The sequence below is a fragment of the Mariniflexile fucanivorans genome (assembly GCF_004341235.1).
GTDB classification, from domain to species: Bacteria; Bacteroidota; Bacteroidia; order Flavobacteriales; family Flavobacteriaceae; genus Mariniflexile; species Mariniflexile fucanivorans.
Genome location: NZ_SLUP01000003.1, coordinates 310382 through 334942, shown reverse-complemented (window position 1 = coordinate 334942; position 24561 = coordinate 310382). Strand labels below are relative to the sequence as shown.

Genomic DNA, 24561 nt, shown 5'->3' with positions numbered 1-24561 from the left:
TAGTATCAATTACTATTAAATTTTAAAGTCATGAAAAAAACTACAATCACAGCATTATTTTTATTTTTGATAAACTTGGGGTTTGCCCAACCTGATGCACCTTCAATGTTTCCAGTCGATAGAGTAGAAAGTGATTTTTTTACTGATGATTCGGCTAGTTTTCCTCCAGCACAAAGAATAACCTTGGTTAATAATGTGGGAGACGATTCTACTACATTACAAACTGCTATAGATTACCTAACTGGTCTTGGAGGTGGTGTTATTACGATTTCTGCTGGAACTTGGGAATTTAATGAAATCCGATTGCGCTCTAATGTGCATTTAATGTTTGATGCTTTAGCAGTAGTTAAACCATATGAAACGGCGGACGTTAATAGTCTTCCTAATTTATCTGTTTTTCGTATTGGATATACCTCGGTAAAATCAAGTAACGTGAGCATTAGAGCCTTAAGCGGTCAATTTAAAATAGATTTAACCCATTTAGCGAAAGAAACCAGGATTACACCCTTCAACGTAAAAGAAGCTGAAAATTTTATGGTGGCCGATTGTTATATAGATGATAACGGCACCATTCATGCGGCTCTAAATTGTTCTGCTAGTAAGAGAAACGACATTTGGACAGGACCAGTTAAAGGTTTAATAAAAAATTTAACCAGTATAAATGCCCATGGCGGTTATGGTGTTGTTCAGGTACGAACCGGAGAACGGTTGCTGTTTAAAGATTTAACATCCTTACGTGGTGGTGTAACACTTCGTCTTGAAAGCGATGACGTTAGTGCCTCTGGAGGAGCTATTCCACTAAGTGTTGCAAAAATGTCTGAGATTTCAGGATATAATATTAAATGTACCGAAGGAAATGCAGCAGTGATGCTGCAACCGTGGGATGCCACAAATGGATGGGTTGATGTACAAAAAATTCAAGCGACTGGTTGTATGGCGGCGGTACGTATTGATAAGGCTTATTTAAGCACCATTGGAACCTTCGATCCAGATTCAAGAATAACAGATGTTACCACCAGTTATGGTACAGATGCGCAGGTAAAACAAGGAGTACATCCATGGGTGCCATGTGTATTAAGAATGAATCCAGCTATTTTAAGACCTAATCCTATTCCCGATATGGAAACATATCATCTTGGACCCTCAATTGCCCCATTACTTTATCGTGCAAGTACCACTGGAGGTGCTACAGGTAACGGATATTATAGCGTAAATGTCCCAACTTCAACTGAGCTTATGAATAAAGCAACAGGTTTTAATTGGTCTGTTTCATTAGTTATATCAAGAGATGATAATCAGGTAAACACAAATAATTGTCCACCATTATCAGTTGATTCTTATGATAGTGTTAACAATTTGAAAATGTATCCGAATCCAATTAGTAATGAAGACGGAATTTTAACAATTGATATTCCAGAAGTATCAAACGTAGCCGTAGACATTTATAATGTATTGGGCAAAAACGTGTTATCAAATAAATATATTCAGAAATCAGAAATTCATATAAATCCATCTCAATTGAAATTAGTAAAGGGTATTTACCTCGTAAAAATTCAAATTGATTATAAGGTTGTAAGTAGAAAATTAATTGTTAACTAACGCTTTCATAAAAAAAGGCTGAGTTGAAAAGTACTACTTTATTAAGTATTAGATTGCAATCAAACAATACATTTTAATGACTATAAGATGAAAACACTAACACAAAAACGTATTTCGAAATACACGAAATTAATCTACTTTTCTATATTTTACATCTCAATATTCGGGTTTGTATATGGACAAAATCCAACGAAAACAACTAATTCCTCGGATAAGTGGACCATCAAATGGAATGCTTCTGATGAATTTAATGATTCAAAGCCTGATTGGAAGAAATGGATTAAAACAGGAAATCTTCCAAACACCACAGCTTGGAAATGGGACAATTCAGAAAATGTAAAAATTAATAATGGCATTGCCGAATTAACCATGCGGCAAAACCCCAACAATGCTCCGGATGGAGAAACCTATTTTAAATCTGGGATATTAAAATCGTATCATACGTTTACTTACGGTTATTTTGAAGCTAAAATTAAAGGCACCGATATTCGAGAAGGGGTTTGTCCTTCATTTTGGTTATATAGTAATTTTGATTATTCTGTTGGAGAGGGTGAAACGGTTTACGGTGAAATTGATATAGTAGAATTACAACAATTTGACTGGTATGAAGGGCATCAAGACGACATTCAAGATTTGGATTTAAATCTACATGCCGTAGTAAAGCAAAACGGAAAGGGGGATTGGAGGCGACCTAAAAAATATCCAAATGAACAATTGAATAAATGGCGAGCGCCATGGGACCCTACAAAAGATTTTCATATCTATGGATGTGAAGTTAACGAGCAGGAAATTATCTGGTATGTTGATGGAGTAGAAGTTGGAAGAAAACCAAATATTTACTGGAAACGCCCTATGAATGTGACGCTTTCATTGGGATTAAGAAAGCCTTTTGTTGAATTTTTCAACAACAGAAACAATGCTATAAACCCTGAAACAAGCCCTAAAGCTTCAGCTAAATTACCTGGGATGCCTACTACCATGTATGTGGATTATGTGCGGGTTTGGGAGAAAATCTAGTTATCCGGAACCACCACCAAATTTAGAAGGAGGTGTGATTTCTTTCTAAAATCTTGTTTCTATTTGTTTTAAAGGCGTGTTAGTTGGCGTTTTTATTTGTATTCAATCTCAAGTGAATTTTCAATTAAACTATCAATTGTTAAATATCTAAAGTCATTTGGCATAAAACTTTCTCTATATTTTTTAACTAATACAATTTCAGTTTTATTAACTGTTTTAAGAAAGGAGGGATATGCTGGGTCATCAGCAATTAGTACTACTTGTTTTAAGTTTTCGGCTTTAATTTTTTCAAAAATTTCAAAACAAATGATTTCATTTGTTCTTACAAAATAAATGTTTATGATATAATTTTCCATCTCAATGAAATCTGTATCAAAGGAAAAATTGTAAAAACTGTGATGATTTGAAATGTAGATTGTAAATTCAATGTAAATTTTATTATCGAAGGTTTCATTATTTTTAAAGTATCCAGCAAATTTCTGAACTAATAACTTTGAAAAAATTGATGTTTTTGCCGATTGATTAAATTCTTGAATACTGCTTTCAGATTCTAAAATTTGTTTAGTTTCTTGTATTTCTTTATTTAAAAAAATTCCGTCTGCGATAATATTTATACTTGCTTTCTTTTCTTTAATCTCCTTTAAAAATTTTAAATACGTTTGTCGATAAGAATTTGTAGCCATTTTATTTGCTTCTAGAAAATTCCAGGCTTTAATTATGTTAAGGTTATCCAATTCGTGAAAGCCTTCAATCCAAATATTTTCGCCTGTTAAATTTCGAATATGTTCTGATATGACTTTACAGCAAAGTTCTGGGTATTTTGTTATTTGCAATTCTGAAAAACGTATTATACTCCAACCTTTTTGAAGGAAGTATTCATTTCTTTTATTGTCGTTTATATGGATTGGTTTTTTGCTGTAATATGAGTATGGTTCATCAATTTCGATATCAATATATAAATTCTTTTCAGGATAATGAAACACATAATCTGGTTGATATGGATATTTTTTTCCATCATTTATCACAACATTTTTTAGTATATGTGATTTGAAATACTTTGCCAATTTTTGTTCAAAATAACTTTCAGTAAATCCAGTTTTACTGTTTGTGAAATCGATTAAATTTTTCTCAACAATTTCGATTTGAGGGTAAAGTATATGTGGATATTCTTTCAAATTACGATTTTTATTTAAATGACACTTAACTTTGATTTATAAGGAAAGTTGCGTGTTTGTGTGCGAGGATTTTCCCAAGGAATATCAGAAGCTAGTAAACAAAGCAACGACCTACGGTTGAACTAAAATAAGCAATGTTTTTTACACGGCCACTGGCTTTATTCCTCATCAACTATAGTTCCCATAGTCTGTTGAGAATATTTAGAAAATTCAGGGTAAAATATGGAAGCGTCTTGTGTTGCCATAAATAAATGACTGCTGAATATTCCGAAATGATTTTGTCCTCCATCTCCAGGATTGACAAATCTATTTTTTAAATCTAATCCTTGAGAGTTTGGATAATGCCAAGTCAATAATTTTTCATTAACCGTATGTTTATATAGAAAAATCCCATCATCAATACTCAAAATTATATTATGTCTATCTCTATATTTTAAGTCTTTGTCATAATAATTATCAAAGTCTAAATCTTTTAAATTAAAATCTAACTTTTTGCATATTAGAAAAGTAAATATTTGGTCTGATGGATGTTCGTAGTTTTTAAATTGATTATCAGTTCTTCTATAGATAACTGAAGGGTTTTCGATTTCTGTTCTTAGAGTTTTTATTTTAGAAAGTTTGTTTATAGCATTTTTGAAATCCTGTTTGGACAAAGTCGATTTGACTTCTCCGATTGCGATTACGGTTTCCATTGGAAAAAAACGCTGTTTTTTACCACTTTCAAAAAGGGGGGTGTGATTTGAATCATAAATCACAATATCGCATTGGGTACTAACTCTGTCATTAGTGTTTATTAAAAATCCGTCGTCAATGCTAAATTTTGAAGGGATTATAAATTTGATAAAATCTTTGCAAGCATTTTCACGATAAATTCCATATTCTAAAGAATGTATCAACTTATTGTCTTCGTTGAAATAAATTTCCGTAGCTGTATTACTTAATGAATTCTTAAAGATTTCAATTTTTTCGTTTAATAATGCTTGAAATATTCTATTTGCCATTTTTATATTTTCAGCTTGTGGCTAACATTTTATATAGTTGCTTTTATCGTTCATATTCCTTAAATATGTCTGGATATGACACCTTTTTTGTTGTCCTTATCCCGTAAAGATAATTATTTTTTCTTACAGAGTATTTTAAAAAACAAAGGTTTCCAAATAGGTATTTTTACTTTACGGGATAATGTTTTTAATCAAACGCAACCTTTTCTAAAGTCCAGTTTTCCGCATTTCTATCTTTCCAATCTTGATTAATAACGTAGTAAACATTGGGTTTTATTTGAGTAATAGTAGTGCTCTTTTTGGTTTTTTTGGAGTTTGAAATACTGGCAGTTTTCCAATTGTCATCGCTTTTTAATTCTATTACGGCATGATTCCCATCGGCATCAGGCGAAAATGTAACACCAACCAAACGACCTTTTTCATTTAAAAGTATGCCATCAAAACCTTTAAAATCAAAATTATTAATAAGCACTATTTCTGCAGCTTCAGGGTTATTAATGGGGATTTTTACTAAACTAGAATTTTGATGGCTGTACGATACTAATAAAAACCCGTCAGGATGATAAACAATACCATTTGGTTTCGTGTATTCATCCTTTTGAAAAAATACGCTAGGATTCAAATCTTTGTCAATTTTATAAATAGCATCTTCCAATCTACCGGTAACATAAATACTATTGTTATTATCCACAATCAAATCATTTATTTGATAATTTTCTTTTTCAGGAAGTAAGGATGAAAGATTGATAATGTGTTCCAACTCGCCACTATTAAGATTGTAAATATTTAGGTTTCCAATTTTCGGCCCATTAAGGCAAGCCAACAGTCGGTTGTTTTTTATATCGGTCTTTAAACCGAAACTAGCTCTTGAAGTTTCATCTTTGTCGTTTGAAAATGTATTGACATTACCATTAAAATCTACAGTTATGATAGAAGGATTTTGGTTGATGGCACTTAAATAGAAAACATTTGTTTTAGCATTAAATGTAATGCCTTCGGGGTTTTGCCCTGGTGCATTAAAGATAATATTATCGGGATAAATTATTTGTTTCAAGCTAATTGAATCTTTATTTTGGAATGAAAAACATGATGTCTGAATGACGATTGTTAACAATAAAATTTTGGATGTTCTTTTTGTAAATATCATGTGTTAGTTATTTGTATGAAGTTGTTTGTTATTACTTCTTAATATAAAATATAATATACCTGAAATTAAAAACAGAATCAATGAAAAACTAATTAAAGTTGTCATTTCTTCTTGATCAATTAATGCTAATACGAGCATCATCAGTCCAATTATGGCTAAGGTTACCATTACCATTTTAGCGGGCATTGTTGATGATTCCAATATTTCGGTCTCTTGAAAATTTGCTTTTGAATCCTTTATGTATTGCCACCTTGGGTGTTCGCCTTTTTCGATCAATTCAAGAATGACTAGAACAATAAAAGGCACTAAAATTCCAGACGATAAATCTGCTATTCTCATATTCGTTATTACCCATTCGGAAAGTGGTTGTAAAAACGCAATTTCTGTTAAGAAACCATCAGCGGTTAATCCGAATTTAACAATTGCCGCTGCGGCAAATCCTAAAAGCGTAGTTCCCCAAACGGCTTTAATGCCAATTTTTTTAGAAAATAAACCCCAAATTGTTGGTAATACTAAAGGTCCAGTTAATAAGGTTGTTAGGTCAATTATAAATTTGGTGTAACCATATCGAGGAATTAATAACGACCCAGCGATTACAATACAGCCTAATATAACAGTAAAAACACGACCTGCTGCTACGAGTTGTTTATCTGAGGCTTCTTTATTAAATATACGCTGATACACTTCTGTTGTAAACGCCCCTGCAAATACATTCAGTTGTGAAGTTGCTGCACTAGCAGTAGCAGAAGCCATAGCCGCAACCATTAGCCCCATCATACCGGCAGGAAGCACTAAATTACATGCTAAAATATAAGCTTGTTCCATATCTTGACCCGGATTAATGGTGCGGTATACTAAAGCTGGTAGCATCCAAAAAACAGGACTAATAAGATACATAGTTCCAAAAATGAACGCTGCTTTCTTAGCATCCTTTGCTTTTGGAACACAGGTGTAGCGTTGAACAAAGGCCCATTCACCACCTATTTTAAAAAAGTGAATTATTACCCAACCTGCCAGAAACCACCACGTGAAATCGGACGACGTAGGTGACATAAATCCCTCTGGCACCTTATCTATAAAATTAGTAAAACCTCCCGCCACACTTAAAATTAATGGCACTACGAAGACCACTGAAACAACGAGAATTACAAACTGTAATACGTCGGTCATTAAAACCGCCCATAATCCACCAGAAAAAGCTATTAAGATAACAACTAAACATAATGTAACTGACGTAAAGGGTACAGAAAGCAAGCCCGTTTCTGGATCTACCAATAAATGTGCTTCCGGCAATGGTATAAGAGCACAAACTATTTTTGAAAGGGCGTAAATAGCACCACCAACAGCAAATATACCTACAGTACCTTGAAACCATGTATAGAATTGAACTATCGAACCGCCGAAGCGCAATTGCAAAAATTCAGATGCAGAATTAACTCCTAGTTTACGCCAATAGCCAGCTAAAAACCAACCTACTAACAGGGCGGAAACACCGTAACACATATTGATAACTACTGCCACAAAACCATATTGATATGCGATACCTCCCCAGACAACAAAGGTGCCAGCTGAAAAAATAGTCATAAAACCGGATAATCCTGAAACCCACCAAGGAGATTGTCCACCAGCAGCGAACATGTCTTTGGAACTCTTCATTTTACCGGCAAATAGCATGCCTGCTCCAACTACACCTAATATGTAGAGTATTATTACTATGTAATCTGCTGTTTGCATTTTGAATCTTATTAGTTAAAATTGTTTATTCATAACATCGCACTTCAAATAATTTAACATCGTCTGCACCATAAGTTTCTTTAAAAGTTAATTTGAAAGCACTGATAAGAGTTTTGTCAAAATGAAATTTTATTAATCGTTTTTGATTGTCCTGAAGATTTCCTTTGTTTATCCATTCACCTTCAACCATTATATTAAGTTCTAAAGATTTAAGTAATTCTGGTGGGATAACAGTAGTGTAAGCTTCGTTTTCACGTGTGTTTTTCAACATCATAATGTTTTTCTTAACATTAGTGTCACATTTTATTTCAATCTTTGAAAGCGAAATGGGTTGACTCCATTCAAAAGTTAAATCTGCCGAAAGCCCCTTAGATTGCCAATGATGAACCTCACCATTTTCATCTCTTGAAACACCATCGGTTAGATATTTTACATCACCAGATTTTGTGGATGAAGCATAAATTTTATCTGCATTTTTAGCTAAATTAAAAGAATCGTTTGCTGGTCTTTGTGGAATAAACGCATCATCTCTTAGTAACTGTTCTTGTAATTCTTTGATGTAATTATTTCTTAGTTCCCTAGGCGTTATTTTCTTTTTTATGCACAGTGCCGCGGCAGTTCCTACGGCTTGCCCCATAGTAGCGCAAGTTCCCATAACACGAGAGGAGGATAAGGCAACATGAGTTTGACTCACATTCCGTCCTGCAAAAAGTAAGTTTGATACATTTTTAGAATAAAGTGACCCAAAAGGAATTTGATAAACTTTATCAAAATGCTCGTGCCAGAAACTAGGTGGTTCTGCTAAATTTTCAATACCTCCTGGGTTGTGTTCGTCTAAAGGCCATCCACCAAAAGCAACGGCATCTTCAAAATCCTTAAATCCTAATTGGTCTGGTTCGGACAGAATATAATCGCCAATAAATCTTCGGGATTCTCTTCTTCCGGGTAATGAACCCACCCAGTCCAACGAAAAACTATCAGCTTCAGGGTATAATCCAGAATTTTTAACGTGGTCCCAAACACCGTATGCATAACCCATAAGTCGGTGTCTGTCCGTTTCGGAAGTTCCAATGATGTCGTTTTGACTTCCGACTTCAACCCACCAAAATCCTTCAACAAAAGGTAAAATCCGTCTGTCTGGATGTGTGTTTTCTGCGTCAAATTTAATAGCAAAAGGAGGTGCTTTATAAGTTGTAGGTTTCCCCATGTTTTTAGAAGATAATAGGATTGTGGCACCCATTTGCCAACCATCGGCTTCTTTAGGAGCATATTTTTCTCCAAATTCGGATGATGCTTCTCTTCCAGTTCTGTATAAAGCTCCTGAAGTAGCAGCTAAAAGGCCATCTCCAGAACAATCAATAAATAATTCCGCATTAATTGTAATCACAGATTCCGTAGATAATTGCCAACAAATGGCAGATATTATCTTCGAGTCTGATGTTACTCCTTTAACTGCTTGGGTGTTCATCATCAAAGTAATATTCGGTTCACGAGTAACCAAATCATATAGTACATGATCCCAAACCGTAAAGGAATGTTGTTCGTTATAAAATCTGTTTAGCAACAGGATTTCTTCAATAATGCCAGTTTCACGTTCCGGTAAACCGCTTTTTAGTTTAGTTACTCCATGAACAATAACTCTAATTTCACTCGAAGCATTGCCACCAAGTACAGGACGGTCTTGTACTAAAACGACTTTTGATCCGTTTCGAGCTGCAGCTACTGCGGCACAAATACCTGCCATTCCACCACCTAATACGGCCACATCAAAATCTAGTGTTTTTTCGCGAATAGGTGTACCCATTTTTCCAGTTCCTAATTGAAACCATTGATCTGATGATCTATCTGTTAAGTCTATTATTTTATTCAATTTAATCTATTTTAATTTTAGGAATGTCTTGTATATTTTTTAAATGGATAATATAAAAAGTGGTCTATATCTCAGGTGTCAGTTCGAATCCAATGATTTGCCACTTTGAAGACGAAGTGGTTAAATCAGGTTCATCAATAACGTATTGTTTGCCTCGAACTCTAGAGGGTTTGTCATTTGAAATAACTTTATCATGTGTAAGTGTGAGTGATTTCCATGAAGGAACATTATCATAAACTTCCATAAAATCTACTTCCATCCATTCATAGGGTTCTTGATCTTTAGTCCCACGAGGTAATTTCCCGTTTTCATCTCGATTAATTGATCTATATTCTAAGTCAGAAAAATTTTTCCATCCCGACCAAACCGCTGGATTATGTGTAGTCCTGTCAGCAACTCCAGTAACAAGACCAGATAATTTAAATTTAAGAATATAAAAACCATATTTGGTAGAAAATTTAGATGCTAATCCATCGCTATCGTGATCTGGTTTTTCTAAAACTGCTGATTTTATTGAAACATATGTAGCACCTGTTTGGGTATCTATATTTCCGAATGTAATATTTTTTCCCTTATGCCAATTTACTTCATCAATCGTATTAAATCTTGCTCCGCCTTGAGTTCTAAATGTCCATTTTATAGTATCTATTACTCCACTATTAAAATCATCAGATTTATTTGAATCATAGTTTAATGAGAAATTAGACTGAACACTTTCTGGTGGTTTTTCAGACTCATTTGTTTGTGCAAAAAAAAAAGAAGGAAGTATAAGAAGTGATAAAACAGCTTTAAAAGTTTTTAATGATTTATTTCTTACCATTTATTTTAAATATCAATAAGTTACAATTGAATTATTAATCCTTGATATACAAATGAAGTAAAATCAAAGAAGTAAAATACTAAGGAAATTACCCATTACTTATTATAATTTACCATTTTTAAAGCAGACATTTTTTGGCTAAAATTCAGTTATACTTTTAGAGCAAACAAAGGATATATATGTGATTAAGTTGAGCGTTAATAATAGCTTATAACCAAAAAGTTAGTAATAAAATATACGTAAACAAAATAATTTTATTTCTGTTTTTTCTCTTGACACAGTTATTTTAAAGTTATAGGGATTTCAATAATTATAAATGCACTAATTATTTAGTAATATGTTTTGTTAAACAAAGTAGTAAGTTCTTTTACAATTTTTGGGTTTTCAGCAGCAATATTAACGGTTTCTTCGGGGTCATTCTCATTGTCAAAAAGCTCCACAAAAAGAGGTGTGTCATCAGGAAATCGTCGATCTTTCCAAATAATAATACGGTATTTATCGGTACGCATGGCATAACCCATCACAAACTTTTCGAAGGTTTTTCGATTCCATTTATCGCCCATTTGAGTTTTAATTTTGGTTTCAATTTTTTCTATTAAAGGCATAAAAAAAGCTGTTCTAAATGGCGGTGTAAAAGGTCTAGCAGCCCATTCACGCAAAGCAGGGGTAGGAAACAAACTGAAAGCGGGTTTACTTGACTTTAAACTTGGTTTTTTAAGTATTGGCACAAGACTATTCCCTTCTAAATGCTTTGGTTGTTGTAACCCCGTTAAATCGCACAAGGTTGGAAATACATCAACTAATTCTACTAAAGCTTCAGATTGTTGTCCTTTAACTTTATCGGTAACTCCAGGTGCTACTATTATAAAAGGAACTCGTGTAGCCATTTCATAATTAGTTGCCTTTCCCCAATAACCCATTTCGCCTAAGTTAAATCCGTGGTCAGACCATAATACAATAATGGTATTATCATATTGACCAGAATCCTTCAAAGCTTGAACCATTTTACCAATTTGTGCATCAATATAACTTACACACGCATAATAACCATGGCGTAGTTTTTTTTGCAATTCTGGAGAGAATTCAGCTGTTTTTGGCATATCAGCACCCACACGAACTTCTAAAGATTCTGATAAACCCATGGATGCTCCGTCTTTTGGAGGATTTACTTGTGTAGCAATAGGAATACTCGACTCATCGTACATATCCCAATATTTTTTAGGAGCAATCCAATCTAAATGAGGTTTTAATAACCCCAGTCCAAGAAACCAAGGTTTGTCGCTCTTAGTCATCTCATTAAGTGTAGCTATTGCAGATAACGTATTGTATCCGTCTTCATAAGTTTCATCAGGGACATCGGCACATTCAGTTTCAGGACCTTTGGCTAGCCAATTTTCACGTATTACTTTTTCTCCATATTTTTCTTCTAAGGCAATTTTATTTTTTAAATACATCAATTGGTTTTCTGCAAGGGCATAACCACCTTCTGTTTCTGGAACATTTGGACCGACTTTTACTTTTACAGCTTTCCTGCTCCAAGACATTTCTTCGTCTGTGTATTGGCCATGAAATATTTTTCCAGTATAAACTGTTTCATAACCATTGTTTTTTAAATATTGAGGAATGGTTATAATACTAGGTCGGTTGTCTCTAAAATCCTGGAATAAATCGATAACATTAATGGTTTCTGGTCGAGCTCCCGTCATAATGCTGGCTCTAGATGGTCCGCAAATGGCTTGTTGGCAATAGGCACGATTGAATTGTACACCCGAGTTTGAAAGCTTATCAATATTAGGCGATTTTACAATGTCTGAACCATAAGTCCCTAATTCAGCTCTTAAATCATCAACTGCAATAAACAATATATTAGGTTGCTTTTTATTTTGTGAAAAACCATTGAATGAAATTGCAAATGTAAAAGCGAATAGAAATATAAAATTTATGTTTTTCATTATATAAAGGTTTGAATAATTCTTTGATCGTAATTTATTTAAGATTACAATATTCAAATTACCAATTTTTAATTAAAAAGAACTTCTTTAATATTATCTTTTGTTAAAAGTATATTACCCATAAATGACGAAGTAATTAGTTTTTGATATGAAGATAAGTCTAAAGGGTAAATTTGAATTAATAATGGGTAATTTTCATTTAATAAAAGCAAGTATTAAGTTATTATTTAGCTATTTGGTATAATTCCGTATAAAATCCGAATGAAAATTATCTATTCATACATATTTTTTATCATAAATATCTGTGTTTTTGCACAGTCAAATCCTGTTATAACTATGGTTGATAATTATAAAGAATGGGGCTGGGATAATGTGTATGTTATTAAAAATGAATTTATAAATGTTGCTGTCGTTCCAGATGCCGCAGGAAGGGTTTTAGAATTTAATTTAGGGGATGTTAAATCGTTATGGATAAATCCGAAGCTCCTTGGAAAATTTTTTATCTCAAATGATAATGTTAAGCAAGATGAATGGCGAAATTTTGGAGGATATCGCTTGGTGCCAATTCCAGTAGATAATGTTGCTATTAATAGTAATGGTGAAAAAACAAGACGCTGGCCACCACCTGCAATTATGGGTGATAGCCCCTATGTAGCAGATATATCAACGAACGCAGAAGGTTACCAATCAATTAATGTGAGTTCGGGTATTCAAAATTTACCAGTTCCTGTTTATGATTATCAAACAAAATCATTTAGCACGCCACAAAAAATAGAAGAGCAATTGCAATATAAACGCAGTCTTTATATTGAAGATGGTAAAAGTTTAGTTTTTATAAAACATTCCTTAATAAATAAAGGGAAAAATGCTATTGAAAGAGGCCTTAAAATCACGAGTCAGCATCCTTCAAGAAGTAATCCTAATTTGGAAGATGGTGAAAACTTTTTAGCTTATATTCCGTTTGACGAAAACCATAAACTTTCAAATGGCAAACCATTTGAAATAACAGCAACGCCACAATCTCGATGGAATTTTATTGATAGAAATAGGTTTCCGATAGACAAAAACAATCCCAGTCATATAGAGAAATATTACAATCATGGCACCAATTGGAAAGGCGAAGTAGTGCCTGGAATATATGAACTTCACTACGATTATAATTTAATGGGTGGACTGAGAATCATCGCAGCAAAACCTTGGATGTGCTTTGTAGATAAATTAAATAAAACCGCATTTGTAAAAATATTTGAACCCTATGATAAAAATCTGAATTACGAGTATGGTGTTAATGCTGAAATTTATAATAGCGGTTTAGAAACAGGGTATTTAGAAACAGAAATTAAAACACCTATTTATAATTTAATGCCTAATAATAGTTTTGAATATATAGAAATTCAAGGCGCAGCCAAAATAGAATCTACACCAGTTTTAGATGTAAATAAAACAGGAGTAATAACAAAAAAGTTGAATTTCAATAATTCTATAAATGAGGTAAGTGGCTCTTATGGTGTTTTTATTGAAGGCAAGGCAATCCTTCATGTGAAAAATGAATCTGGAGAAGTTATCCAAGGCATTGATTTGGGTAAAGTAAATCCGTTAGAAGCTTTTTCTTTTAAAATGAACATAAAAATAGATTTAAGCTTCCAAACATTGGAGCTATATATTAAGGACACAGGTAATAATATATATGTATTAGATAGTTACAATTCAAATAAAATATAAATTTTTATAAATGAGATATATCTTCCTTACCATCGTTTTGTTTTCAAGTTTAATAAACGCCCAAGAAAACCATATCATTGAGCTTCTAAATCAAATTAAATTTAGTGAAGCAAATTCAAAAATAATACCTCTAGAAGACCGTTCACGCAGAAAATTTGACAACGCAGTAATTGCAGATTTGGACCAAGATGGTTATTTAGATTTACTTCTTACCGATCATGCTCGAAGAGTCGAAATATTTTGGAATAACAAAGGCACTTATATTAAGGGTAAGCCATTTATTTTTGGAGATACGCATGGTTTAGCTGTTGGAGATTATAATCAAGATGGACTTATTGATATTTTGGTGCAACCAGGAGGTGGAAATGGCGCGAAGCCAAGTAAAACGCTGTCGTTTCAGGTTAATTTAGATAGAACGATACAAGGCGGTGAAGCTTTTTCACATTTTGAAGGCAGCAGAGGTAGAGCCGTTAAATTTGTTGACATGAATAAAGATGGCGTGACGGATTTAGTGACGTCCTCATTTCCAGGCGGTACCAAGCTAAATCATGCCCACTTTTTGTATGAAGCAAATAAAGAATTGCAATTTGAGTTTAACAAATACCTACCAACTGCTGATGCTTTTAATATGCGTACTTTATTAACGGATTTTAATAATGACGCTATTACAGATATCTTGTTTTATGGTGGCAAAAAAATATTAGCTCTTAAAGGAAATGGTGTGAACGATTATGAAGATGTATCTGAACAAGTTTTAGGTGACATCTCAAATACTGAAAATGTAAATAGTATTTCTGAAATTGATTTTGACAACGATGGTGATTTAGACTTGTTTTTAACGCGGTCTAAAGAACCCTTTGATTCAGAAAGTGATTACGATGAAAACACTAAAACCTTCTACTTTTTCGAAAGAAACAAACCTTTTCTGTATGACAATCTAAAAATAAAAGGCGATTTCAAATTAGAAAACCTTCAAATGGCATTTCCTCATTTTGATGTTTTCATTGGTGCTAATAAAAAAATGTTCGAACGTAAAGAAGATAAGCACGGACAGCATGATTTTTCCCTAACTCAAGAAGAAGCAAAAGGGTGGCCAACAGACACATCAAAAAAAGGAATATACATAGGGTATTTAGGTGATGGTAATTGGCGTATTGAAGGCGATACAGATGCTGCAAACTCTGCAGTAATACATAATGTTATGGAAAAACCAAAGGTTGTTATACTTGAGGATATGCCTGCAAAATTGTTAGAAAACAGAAATGGTATTTTCGTAGATGTTAGTATTAAATATGGGATCAATATTTCTGAGCAAACCACAAGTTCCGCAATTGGTGATTTTAATAATGATGGATGGGACGATATTTTTGTGGTACGTTATGGACATTCTGCAAGTGAAATAGAACAATTTTTATATCTTAATGAAAAAGGAAAGAAATTTCTAAATTCAAAAAATCATGGAATCATTAGAAATGAATTAGGTGCGACAGGAATGGGCGCTGATGGTTTTGATTATGATAAAGATGGCGACCTAGATATAATTTATGCCAACGAAAGAGGTAGATGGCATTTGTTCACAAATAACACGATCTCTAAAAATAATTACTTACAAGTAAATATAGGTAATTCGCCATCAGGAAAAGCGACCGCTGTGGGAGCATCACTATTAATTAGAGCTTGTAATGGTACATACAAACGTATTGTAGGCGCTTCGTCTTCGCCATATTCACATAGTTTTAATACGTATATACACGTTGGACTGGGTGAATGTGACCAGGTCGAAGAAGCTGTAGTCACTTGGAGTAATGGAGAAAATCAAAGTTTAACATTAACAGGAATTAACAAAATATATCAAGCAGGTAAATTTTTGATATTTCAATAAAAAACTAAATAATAAAGATGAAAACTAAAAAAAGTAATCAAAAATCATTAGTATCGAAATTCTTTTTAGGGCTCCTATTAATTGCGGCATTCTCATTTATAGGTTGTAAAAAAGAACCTGTAACTCTGGAAGAAGAGGCGTTGCGAAAAATAAGCAATCTTGAGTCTTTAATGGAAGAGGCTCGGTCAAAATCTATTGATGTCACTAGAGAAGAGACGGTACTATGGTTTTCAAAGGAATTTTTAAAATTTGCCAATTGGGATGAGTCCAATAAAGATGCTGTTGCAAAGTTGTTTGGATATGAGCGCTATTATGCTGATAAAAAAGATCAAATGGCCGAAGAATTGCCTGATTTTGAACGTAAAAAAGTAATTCAAATATTGGATAAAGGTATAGAAGCATTAAATAAGGAGCTTAGTGGCGAAACTACACGTCGTCCTGTGAACAAAGTAGATTGGCAAAATACTAAAGCTGGAGATAACATGTTTGTAAGCAATGGTAAACCTTCTTTTCCATATGATTACTTTTCAAAAACGGTAGGACAACCTTTAACTAATAAATCTGTATATAATGATCACTTAGGGGCCATTTATCATGGTGGTGAGAACCTATATCCAGTGGACCATGACCGTGCCATTAACTCATTTTTATTAAAAGAAGATGGAACCTTTGATGAGGAACTTATAAAGGAACTTACGGGTATTCCAGATACCAACATAGGGTTCCTGATTTATTGGTCTATGGGTATTCCAGAGTGGGTTGAAGCCAAAGAGCCAGAAATAAGAAAAGGACGTTCCTTATTTACTGGGTTTGATATTGATAACCCTGTAGCTCGAGATTTATGGGGAAAAATTATCCGTCGCACAGGAGAATTGACAAAAGGTAAAAAAGTGACGGAACTAGGATATATTTTTGCTAACGAGCCACACTGGTTTTCAGAAAAAGATCACTGGACTTACAAGTATAAAGAGATGAATGGGATATCATCATACACTCTTAATAATTTCAAGTCATGGTTGAAAAATAAATACAACGGTAATATTAAAACGCTAAATTCAAATTGGAACACTTCATTTACTAGTTTCAATAATGTGAATATAGAAATCCCAATAGATACGGCATTACAAGGTAAACCTATCTGGTTTGATTGGAACCGTTATAATATGGATAGAGTTACAAATTGGTTCAAATTTAATCAAGATGAATTACATGCCGTAAACCCTGAAGCAGATACTCATATTAAATTATTCCCACGTACATTTTATGAGGATTCACGTTCTCATGGGATGGACTTTGAAGCGCTTACTGAATTAACTACAATGATTGGTCATGATGCCAAAGCTTTAGGTGGCCCAAGTATTAGACCGCAGATAAAGTCTGATTGGGTTGAGCAATACGCCTACAAGTGGGATGGGATGGCTATTTTACAAGATTTTTTAGAGTCTGTTGGTCCAAATAAAATCAATGTAAATTCTGAATCTCACTTTCTTTCATCAGGTATGTGGAGAGATATGCACGCACGCACTAGTTACGTTCGTAATGTTTATTGGTTATCAACCTTAATGGGTATGGATGCCAATATGGGATGGTTTTGGGCAAGAGATCCCGATGGTTCTCCAGAAGATAGATTGGAAGGTGAACTTAATTTCTTTGATCCAGGTTTAGGTGGTGCTTATGCTGGTTCAAACAACATGCAACCTCATATAGCTAACGAAGTGACTCAGGTTATGTATGATTTAAATACCTTTTCTGAAGAAATAGTAAAGCTTCGCGAACAACCTCGTCCGTTACGATTATTTTATTCTGAAACCTCTGCCATTAATACATCCAATTATATGACGAAAACCGGAAAGCTATATGAATCCTTGTTTTTTGAAGGCTTGCCGTTAGGTTTCGTCACTAAAAATATCATTGAAAAACAAGATAATAGTATTTGGAATACTGTAGTTGTTTATAATACAAAATATGTAACCAATGCTGAATTTAATGCGTTGCAGTCTTATTTGAATAATGGAGGTAAAGTAATTCTTGATTCTTCTAAAAGCTTATCAATGAACGAATATGGGCAAAAAAGAAATAAGAAATTAACCTCAGGTAAAGGCAAGCTTATAGTTTTAGAAGATGCAGATATTTCAAAAATAAAAAAGATAGCACTAGCTGAAGTAGCAGGTCAGATGCCTGAAGTGATTATTGAATCTGATAACGGCAAGGACTTCAAAACAACAATTTCGAGAGTTGTTAAGCAAGAAAATGGTACTTACTTGCTTAATTTACTTAATGTAGGCAACGATGCCACTAAGATTAAATTGTCTTTAAAATCAGGAGCACCATTAACTATTAAAAATTTAATAACATCTAATTCTGTTGATTCTGATTTTAACTTAGCATCAGAAGAAGTGTTGTTACTAGAAATAAAATAAGTATGAATCGAGTTATTTGCTTACTAATAATCATCGCTCTTTTTTCTTGTAAAGAACAGCAAGTTTTGCAAAGGAAAAAACCAAACATCCTTTTTATATCTATTGACGATTTACGTCCGGAATTAGGGTGTTATGGGTCTGATATTGCAATAAGTCCGAATCTAGACAAGTTAGCTAGTGAAGGTTTATTATTTAATAAAGCTTATTGTCAACAAGCTATTTGTGGTCCTTCAAGGTCAAGTTTGTTAACAGGAATTCGTCCTGAAACCAGCGGCGTTTTCCATAATTACATCAAATTTAGGGAAGCCAATCCCGATGTGGTAACCTTGCCTCAAATATTTAAACAAAACGGTTATGAAACTGTCTATACAGGTAAAATATTCCATCATGGCGATTTAGATGATGAATTGTCTTGGAGCAGAAAACCTGCTGTAGATAGCATGACAGTAAAAGGCATAAAAGAACCCGGTGGATTTGCGTTACAAGAAAATATTGAAGCCACGGAGAGACAACGAAAGTTAATGCTTGAAAAATATGGTGATGTCGCAAAATTTGGTTTAGCCAGTGGTCCTGCATACGAATGTGCCGATGTACCGGATAATAGTTATATTGATGGATACAATACAGATTTAGCGATAGCAACCATGAAAGAAATGGTGGCGAAAGACGATAAACCATTTTTTTTAGGTCTTGGATTTAATAAACCACATTTAAACTGGACATCTCCAAAAAAGTATTGGGATTTATATGACCGAGATAAAATTACTATAACTTCACAAGATACTATCCCATATCACGGTGCTCAAATGGGATTGCATCCATCATTTGAGCTACGTGTACGAGACGGCATTCCTAAAGAAGGATCCATTGATTTGGAACTTGCCAAAACGTTAAAACATGCCTATTTAGCTTGTGTGAGTTATGTAGATGCACAACTTGGTAAAATGATTGAAGCCTTAGAAGAGGCTGGTATTAGAGAAAATACCATTATAGTGGTTTGGAGTGACCATGGTTGGCATTTAGGCGATATGGGTATTTGGGGAAAAGCAACTAATTATGAAATTGCAACACGCGTACCAATGATGATTTGGACACCCAATATGCCAAAAGAAACTCGTGGAAAAAAAACAGATGCTTTAGTGGAATTGGTAGATATTTATCCTACTTTATGTGATTTAGTAGGTCTGCAAACGCCAGAAACTGTTGAAGGATATAGCTTTAAAGAATTAATTGAAAATCCTAATAAAACATGGAAAACGGCTGCATTTAGTCAATTTCCAACACCGGCTCTGCGTGAATGGGGTGGTTATCCTTTGCGACCTGCCATGAGAGAAACCTATTTCGGACCTCTTATTGAAGAAGTTGAAGGTCGAGTTATTGAACAGCAAAAAGAAAAATGGAATCGCGACATGTTCGAAAATACGTTGATGGGTTATGCCATGCGTACCGAACAATATCGTTTTATAGTTTGGAAAGACAGAGCACATCTTGAAAAGGAACCGATTTTCATCGAACTGTATGACCATAGAAAGGATCCATTGGAAACGGTAAATATTGCAGATAAAAACCCAGATTTGGTTACCAAATTAATGATTCAGTTTGATAAAGGATGGAAAGGTAATCTGCCAAAAAGCTAACACGAAATAACCTACTAAGTAATAAAACACTATTAAACTTTTTAAGACATGCAAAGAAGAGATTTTTTTAAAAAAGGAACAAAAGCGGCCATAGCTGCTGGTGTCATTCCATTAGTTGCCAGTTCTTGTGCAAGTACTCAGGATGTCGTTTACGATAGGAAATTAGATAAATGGTACCATCTTGGTACAGGAAAGACGGGTATGCCTTCTAGAAAAAAAACAATTGGTTATGATGTTGCTGTTATAGGTGGTGGTGCAGCTGGAATTTGTGCAGCCGTTGCCGCAGCTCGTAATGGTTCTAAAACCGTTTTAGTGCAAGACAGACCAGTGTTAGGAGGTAACGCATCAAGTGAAATGCGTGTACATTTAAATGGTGTAAATCAACTTAATAATGGCGAAGCAGAACGTGAAACTGGCATTATAGAAGAAATGCTTTTGCATAATCGTTTTGAAAATGAACAAGAATCTTTTCCTATTTTCGACCATGTTTTGTATGATTTTGTAGTAAGAGAACCCAATTTAACCTTGATGTTAAATACACAGGCAGTAGAGGCTGTAATGAAAGATGATATTATAAAATCTGCCTTGTGTTGGCAAGCTACAACTGAAATTCTTTATACTATTAATGCGCATATATTTATTGATTGCTCAGGTGATGGATTATTAGCAGCAACTTCAGGAGCTGAATATAGAACGGGAAGAGAAGGAAAAGCAGAGTTTAATGAAACCTACGCCCCAGATGAGCCAGATGGGTGGCAAATGGGAGCTACACTTCTGATGTCTTCAAAAGATATGGGTCGGCCTATAAAATATAGTCCGCCATCTTATGTTATAAAATACACTCACGAAGGCGCAAGTCCAAAACGAAAATTTGCAGGTTATCATGAAGGTATTTGGTGGATTGAAGTAGGTAGTGAAGGTGATATTATTGCTGATTTTGAGGTGAATAGGCATAAATTAATGGGTTATTTACATGGAGTTTGGGATTATATTAAAAACTCAGGAAAGTTCCCTGAAGCTGAAAATTTAGCACTAGATTGGGTAGGCTCATTACCTGGAAGAAGAGAATCCCGAAGATTTATTGGCGATTATATTGTTTCTGAAAAAGACATGACTGAATATAAGCAGTTTGAAGATACCATCGCTTTTGGTGGTTGGTCGTTAGACGAACATAATCCGGGAGGAATCGAAAATATTTCAGAGCCACCAAGTTATTTTCATCATCATTTTGATGAAGTATATCAGTTTCCTTTTAGAGCTTTGTATTCTAAAAATGTATCTAATTTAATGTTTGCTGGTCGAAATGTAAGTCAAACACATATTGCACTCTCATCTTCAAGAATTATGGCAACTTGTGCCTTAATGGGGCAGGCTGTAGGAACAGCGGCAACTATTTGTAATAAGAAAAATATATTGCCTAGAGAAGTAGCTCAAAAACATATTAATGAACTTCAAGAACAAATAATGAGAGATGACGTTTTTATCCCAAAACGTCCTGCTAATGACCCAAATGATTTAGCAAGAAAAGCTAATTTAATTTTTGGTTCAACAACACTATCTGGTGATGCTAAAAATTTAACTAATGGTATATCAAGAGATATAGATGGTGCAATTAACCATTGGCAATCTGATGGATTATCTGCCGAACTTCAATTGGAATGGGAATTGCCAACAGTACTTTCATCAGTAGAGATAAAGTGCGATACCAATGTAAAGCGGAACATCATGATGCGTAAAGATAGTAGAAATGACGATCTTTATGGAAATGCTATTCCGCCTGAAATGTTGAAATCTTTAAGTTTGGAAGGGCGTGTAAATGGTGTTTGGCAAAATATTGGAGATATTAAAGAAAACCGTACACGTTTGATAAAATTTAAATTTGATAGCATGAATGTTACGGCTATAAGGGTGAAAATGACAGAAACTTATGGTGCCGAACATGTGAAATTATTCGAGATTCGTTGTTATGCTTAGTAAACTGAATATTGTCATTATTTTAATATTTCCTTTTTGGATATTTTTCCAAAGTGGCACTGATGTTTCCAATAATTACGAAATTAAAATTCAGCACACATTTTATGTTAAACATCCAGGGGAAAAAGAACCTTTGGAAGTCGTTCTCATAGAAATTCAAAATAAAGACGGCCTGCCTATTCAATATTATATGGATGTGAAATCTGTGATTTGTTTAGAGCAGGTTTGCAAGGTTATTCCTGTTCGAATTTTTTGGAATAACATTGGTGAATATCAAAACTATAAGCTAAAAGAAGGAGCCACCCTCGAAAAATATGAAGCCGATTTGTTTGAGTCCGAAGATTATGTGAAACTTCAATCTATTCTTTCCAATAAAAATTCGCCATTTAAAGAGGTAAGATTGGATGAGGTTTTAACCGTTGTTGATGAAACAGATTTTGAAGACGTTGATGCGGTTTCTGGAGCTACGGCCTTGGAACTTGATGAAAAAGACACGGTAGCCGGAGCAGCATTAACCTGTTATACCTTGTGGCATTGGGTAAATGGAAACATGGTTGCACTTATAAAAAAGAATACAACAGAAACTGTATCTAATGAACAACTTTTAGATTTTCTGAATGAAAAAAATAAGGATTATTATTTATTAGCACTAAATGAATTAACCAAACGAAAAGTTTATGGAGAAGACTTTACAAATGCTGTTTTAAATCGTGTTTTTAAGGATGCGAATTTATTAAGAGCCTCTTTTAAATATATTGAAACAGCTCCCAAAAGTATATACTTTTCAGTAGTGAAAAATATTTTCGACAGAGGAGGGCAGGAACAAAAAATTGCAGCTATAAAATCGCTTCATGCTAGTCCGTTTGAAATATCAAAAGCGTATTTAGATTTATTTTGTGTTGAGATACCTAATTTAAAATCATTTCAAGAAGTGATGGTGTTTTTAGAATTGATGCAAAGTAGAAATGCAAATTCATCTAAAGTAATTGATTGTACAATTCCATTATTGGAGACGAATTTTTTAATAGCACGTCGAACTTATTGGTTTCTAATTAATGAAAATTTAGATACACAGCAACAGCAAAAAGTAGAGGTGTTTTATATAAAAAATAAAGACAAACTGTAACCTTAGCGTTTAATAATATGATAAGTTTTTTAGTAAGTATTTTAATTTTAGTTTTAGGTTATTTTGTTTATGGTAACTATATTGAAAAAAAGTTTGGGATGGATCCCAATCGTGAAACGCCTGCTATAACAAAACAAGACGGTATTGATTTTGTACCTTTGGGGTTAGGAAAAATATTTCTTATTCAATTTTTAAATATAGCTGGTTTGGGGCCTATTTTTGGAGCTATTGCTGGAGCATTATGGGGGCCAGTGGCGTTTTTATGGATCGTTTTTGGGTCTATATTTGCTGGTGCTGTGCATGACTATTTTTCAGGTATGCTTTCTATTAGACATGGTGGCGACAGTATTCCAGAGATTGTTGGGAAATATCTTGGTAATAGTGTAAAACAATTTATGCGGGTATTTTCTGTAGTGCTATTAATACTAGTAGGCGTGGTATTTGTAAAGGGACCTGCTACCATATTGCAAGAATTAACAGGAGTAGATGTATCGCTTTTAGTTGCTGTAATTTTTGTTTACTATTTATTAGCGACTCTGATTCCTATCGATAAATTAATAGGTAAGATATATCCTGTTTTTGGTCTTTCTCTTTTAGTAATGGCGGTAGGTTTGTTTCTCGCTTTAATGTTTCAAGATTATACTATTCCAGAACTAACCATGCATACTTTTACAAATATGCATTCTAATCCTGAAAATTATCCCGTTTTTCCTTTATTATTTATAACCATTGCATGTGGTGCTATATCAGGTTTTCATTCAACACAATCACCATTAATGGCTCGTTGTATTTCAAATGAAGCACAAGGTAAAAAAGTGTTTTTTGGGGCTATGATAACAGAAGGTATTGTTGCCTTAATCTGGGCAGCCATGGCTATGGCATTTTTTGGAGGTGTAAAAGAATTAGGTGAAACAATGGCTCGAGAAGGACACAACGCAGCATGGGTGGTTAATGTTATTTGTAACACCACACTCGGTAAAATAGGTGGTATTTTGGCTATTTTTGGTGTGGTTGCAGCGCCCATAACTTCGGGAGATACTGCTTTTAGAAGTGCCCGATTAATTATAGCTGATTCTTTTAATTATAATCAAACCAAGTTGCTTAAACGTCTCATTGTTACCATTCCAATTTTTTTAGCGGCTTTGGCTTTAACTAAAATTGATTTTGATATTATATGGCGATATTTTGGATGGTCTAATCAAATGTTAGCTACCATTGTGCTTTGGGCGATTGCCATTTATATGAAAAAGGGGAATAAAAGCACATGGTTTATATTAATTCCGGCGGCTTTTATGACTGCTGTGGTAATAACTTATATTCTAGTAGCACCCGAAGGTTTTCAAATTGATTATACAATAGCGTATGTTGTTGGAATTTTGGTTTCGTTAAGTCTTTCATGTTGGTTTTTATTGTCAAATCGATATGAAAATTAAAATTTATTTAGTTTTTAGAATATAGAAAAGAATGCTTTTTACTAAATAAAAG

General features: G+C 33.8%; 16 protein-coding genes. 9 read left to right on the top strand and 7 right to left on the bottom strand.

The window, feature by feature from the left end; all coding sequences use genetic code 11:
- Positions 1 to 30: 30 nt before the first annotated feature.
- Positions 31 to 1599, top strand: coding sequence for a T9SS type A sorting domain-containing protein (locus EV196_RS08030; protein WP_132217146.1), 1569 nt, complete (start codon positions 31 to 33; stop codon positions 1597 to 1599).
- Between the two features lie 87 nt (positions 1600 to 1686).
- A complete protein-coding gene (locus tag EV196_RS08025; protein WP_132217144.1) occupies positions 1687 to 2616 on the top strand; it encodes a family 16 glycosylhydrolase in 930 nt (309 codons plus the stop codon).
- 92 nt (positions 2617 to 2708) lie between these two features.
- On the opposite strand, the gene EV196_RS08020 is transcribed toward EV196_RS08025, so the two are convergent.
- The 7 genes from EV196_RS08020 to EV196_RS07990 form a co-directional block, all read right to left on the bottom strand.
- Positions 2709 to 3791 carry a PDDEXK family nuclease gene (locus tag EV196_RS08020; RefSeq protein WP_132217142.1) on the bottom strand — a complete coding sequence of 361 codons (1083 nt, stop codon included), beginning with the start codon at positions 3789 to 3791 and terminating at the stop codon, positions 2709 to 2711.
- 158 nt (positions 3792 to 3949) lie between these two features.
- Positions 3950 to 4792 (bottom strand): DUF6602 domain-containing protein, encoded by an 843-nt coding sequence (locus tag EV196_RS08015; protein WP_132217140.1) that lies wholly within the window; start codon positions 4790 to 4792, stop codon positions 3950 to 3952.
- Positions 4793 to 4979: 187 nt separating this feature from the next.
- The gene (locus EV196_RS08010) at positions 4980 to 5846 is read right to left on the bottom strand and encodes an SMP-30/gluconolactonase/LRE family protein (RefSeq protein ID WP_165876125.1); all 867 of its coding nucleotides are present in this window, start codon (positions 5844 to 5846) and stop codon (positions 4980 to 4982) included.
- Positions 5847 to 5942: 96 nt separating this feature from the next.
- A complete protein-coding gene (locus EV196_RS08005; protein ID WP_132217136.1) occupies positions 5943 to 7673 on the bottom strand; it encodes a sodium:solute symporter family transporter in 1731 nt (576 codons plus the stop codon).
- Positions 7674 to 7698: 25 nt separating this feature from the next.
- Positions 7699 to 9543, bottom strand: coding sequence for an FAD-dependent oxidoreductase (locus tag EV196_RS08000; protein ID WP_243652207.1), 1845 nt, complete (start codon positions 9541 to 9543; stop codon positions 7699 to 7701).
- A gap of 64 nt (positions 9544 to 9607) precedes the next feature.
- Positions 9608 to 10363 carry a hypothetical protein gene (locus EV196_RS07995; RefSeq protein ID WP_132217134.1) on the bottom strand — a complete coding sequence of 252 codons (756 nt, stop codon included), beginning with the start codon at positions 10361 to 10363 and terminating at the stop codon, positions 9608 to 9610.
- 329 nt (positions 10364 to 10692) lie between these two features.
- Complete coding sequence (locus tag EV196_RS07990) at positions 10693 to 12315, bottom strand: sulfatase (protein ID WP_132217132.1); 1623 nt, start codon at positions 12313 to 12315, stop codon at positions 10693 to 10695.
- A 261-nt stretch (positions 12316 to 12576) separates the two neighbouring features.
- Here EV196_RS07990 and EV196_RS07985 point away from each other — a divergent pair, with 261 nt between their 5' ends.
- From EV196_RS07985 to EV196_RS07955, 7 genes are all read left to right on the top strand, one after another.
- Complete coding sequence (locus EV196_RS07985; protein WP_132217130.1) at positions 12577 to 14037, top strand: hypothetical protein; 1461 nt, start codon at positions 12577 to 12579, stop codon at positions 14035 to 14037.
- 10 nt (positions 14038 to 14047) lie between these two features.
- A complete protein-coding gene (locus tag EV196_RS07980) occupies positions 14048 to 15919 on the top strand; it encodes a CRTAC1 family protein (protein WP_132217128.1) in 1872 nt (623 codons plus the stop codon).
- Between the two features lie 17 nt (positions 15920 to 15936).
- Entirely contained in the window at positions 15937 to 18339 is a 2403-nt protein-coding gene (locus tag EV196_RS07975; protein WP_132217126.1) for an alpha-amylase family protein, read from the top strand.
- Positions 18340 to 18404: 65 nt separating this feature from the next.
- A complete protein-coding gene (locus EV196_RS07970) occupies positions 18405 to 19976 on the top strand; it encodes a sulfatase (RefSeq protein ID WP_317128014.1) in 1572 nt (523 codons plus the stop codon).
- A gap of 48 nt (positions 19977 to 20024) precedes the next feature.
- Complete coding sequence (locus tag EV196_RS07965; RefSeq protein WP_132217122.1) at positions 20025 to 21950, top strand: FAD-dependent oxidoreductase; 1926 nt, start codon at positions 20025 to 20027, stop codon at positions 21948 to 21950.
- Positions 21943 to 23076, top strand: a complete 1134-nt coding sequence (locus EV196_RS07960) for a hypothetical protein (protein WP_132217120.1) — start codon at positions 21943 to 21945, stop codon at positions 23074 to 23076. The genes EV196_RS07965 and EV196_RS07960 overlap by 8 nt, the downstream gene beginning before the upstream one ends.
- Positions 23077 to 23093: 17 nt before the next feature.
- On the top strand, positions 23094 to 24509 hold the full coding sequence (locus EV196_RS07955) for a carbon starvation CstA family protein (RefSeq protein ID WP_132217118.1): 1416 nt from the start codon (positions 23094 to 23096) through the stop codon (positions 24507 to 24509).
- The last annotated feature ends 52 nt before the right edge of the window (positions 24510 to 24561 follow it).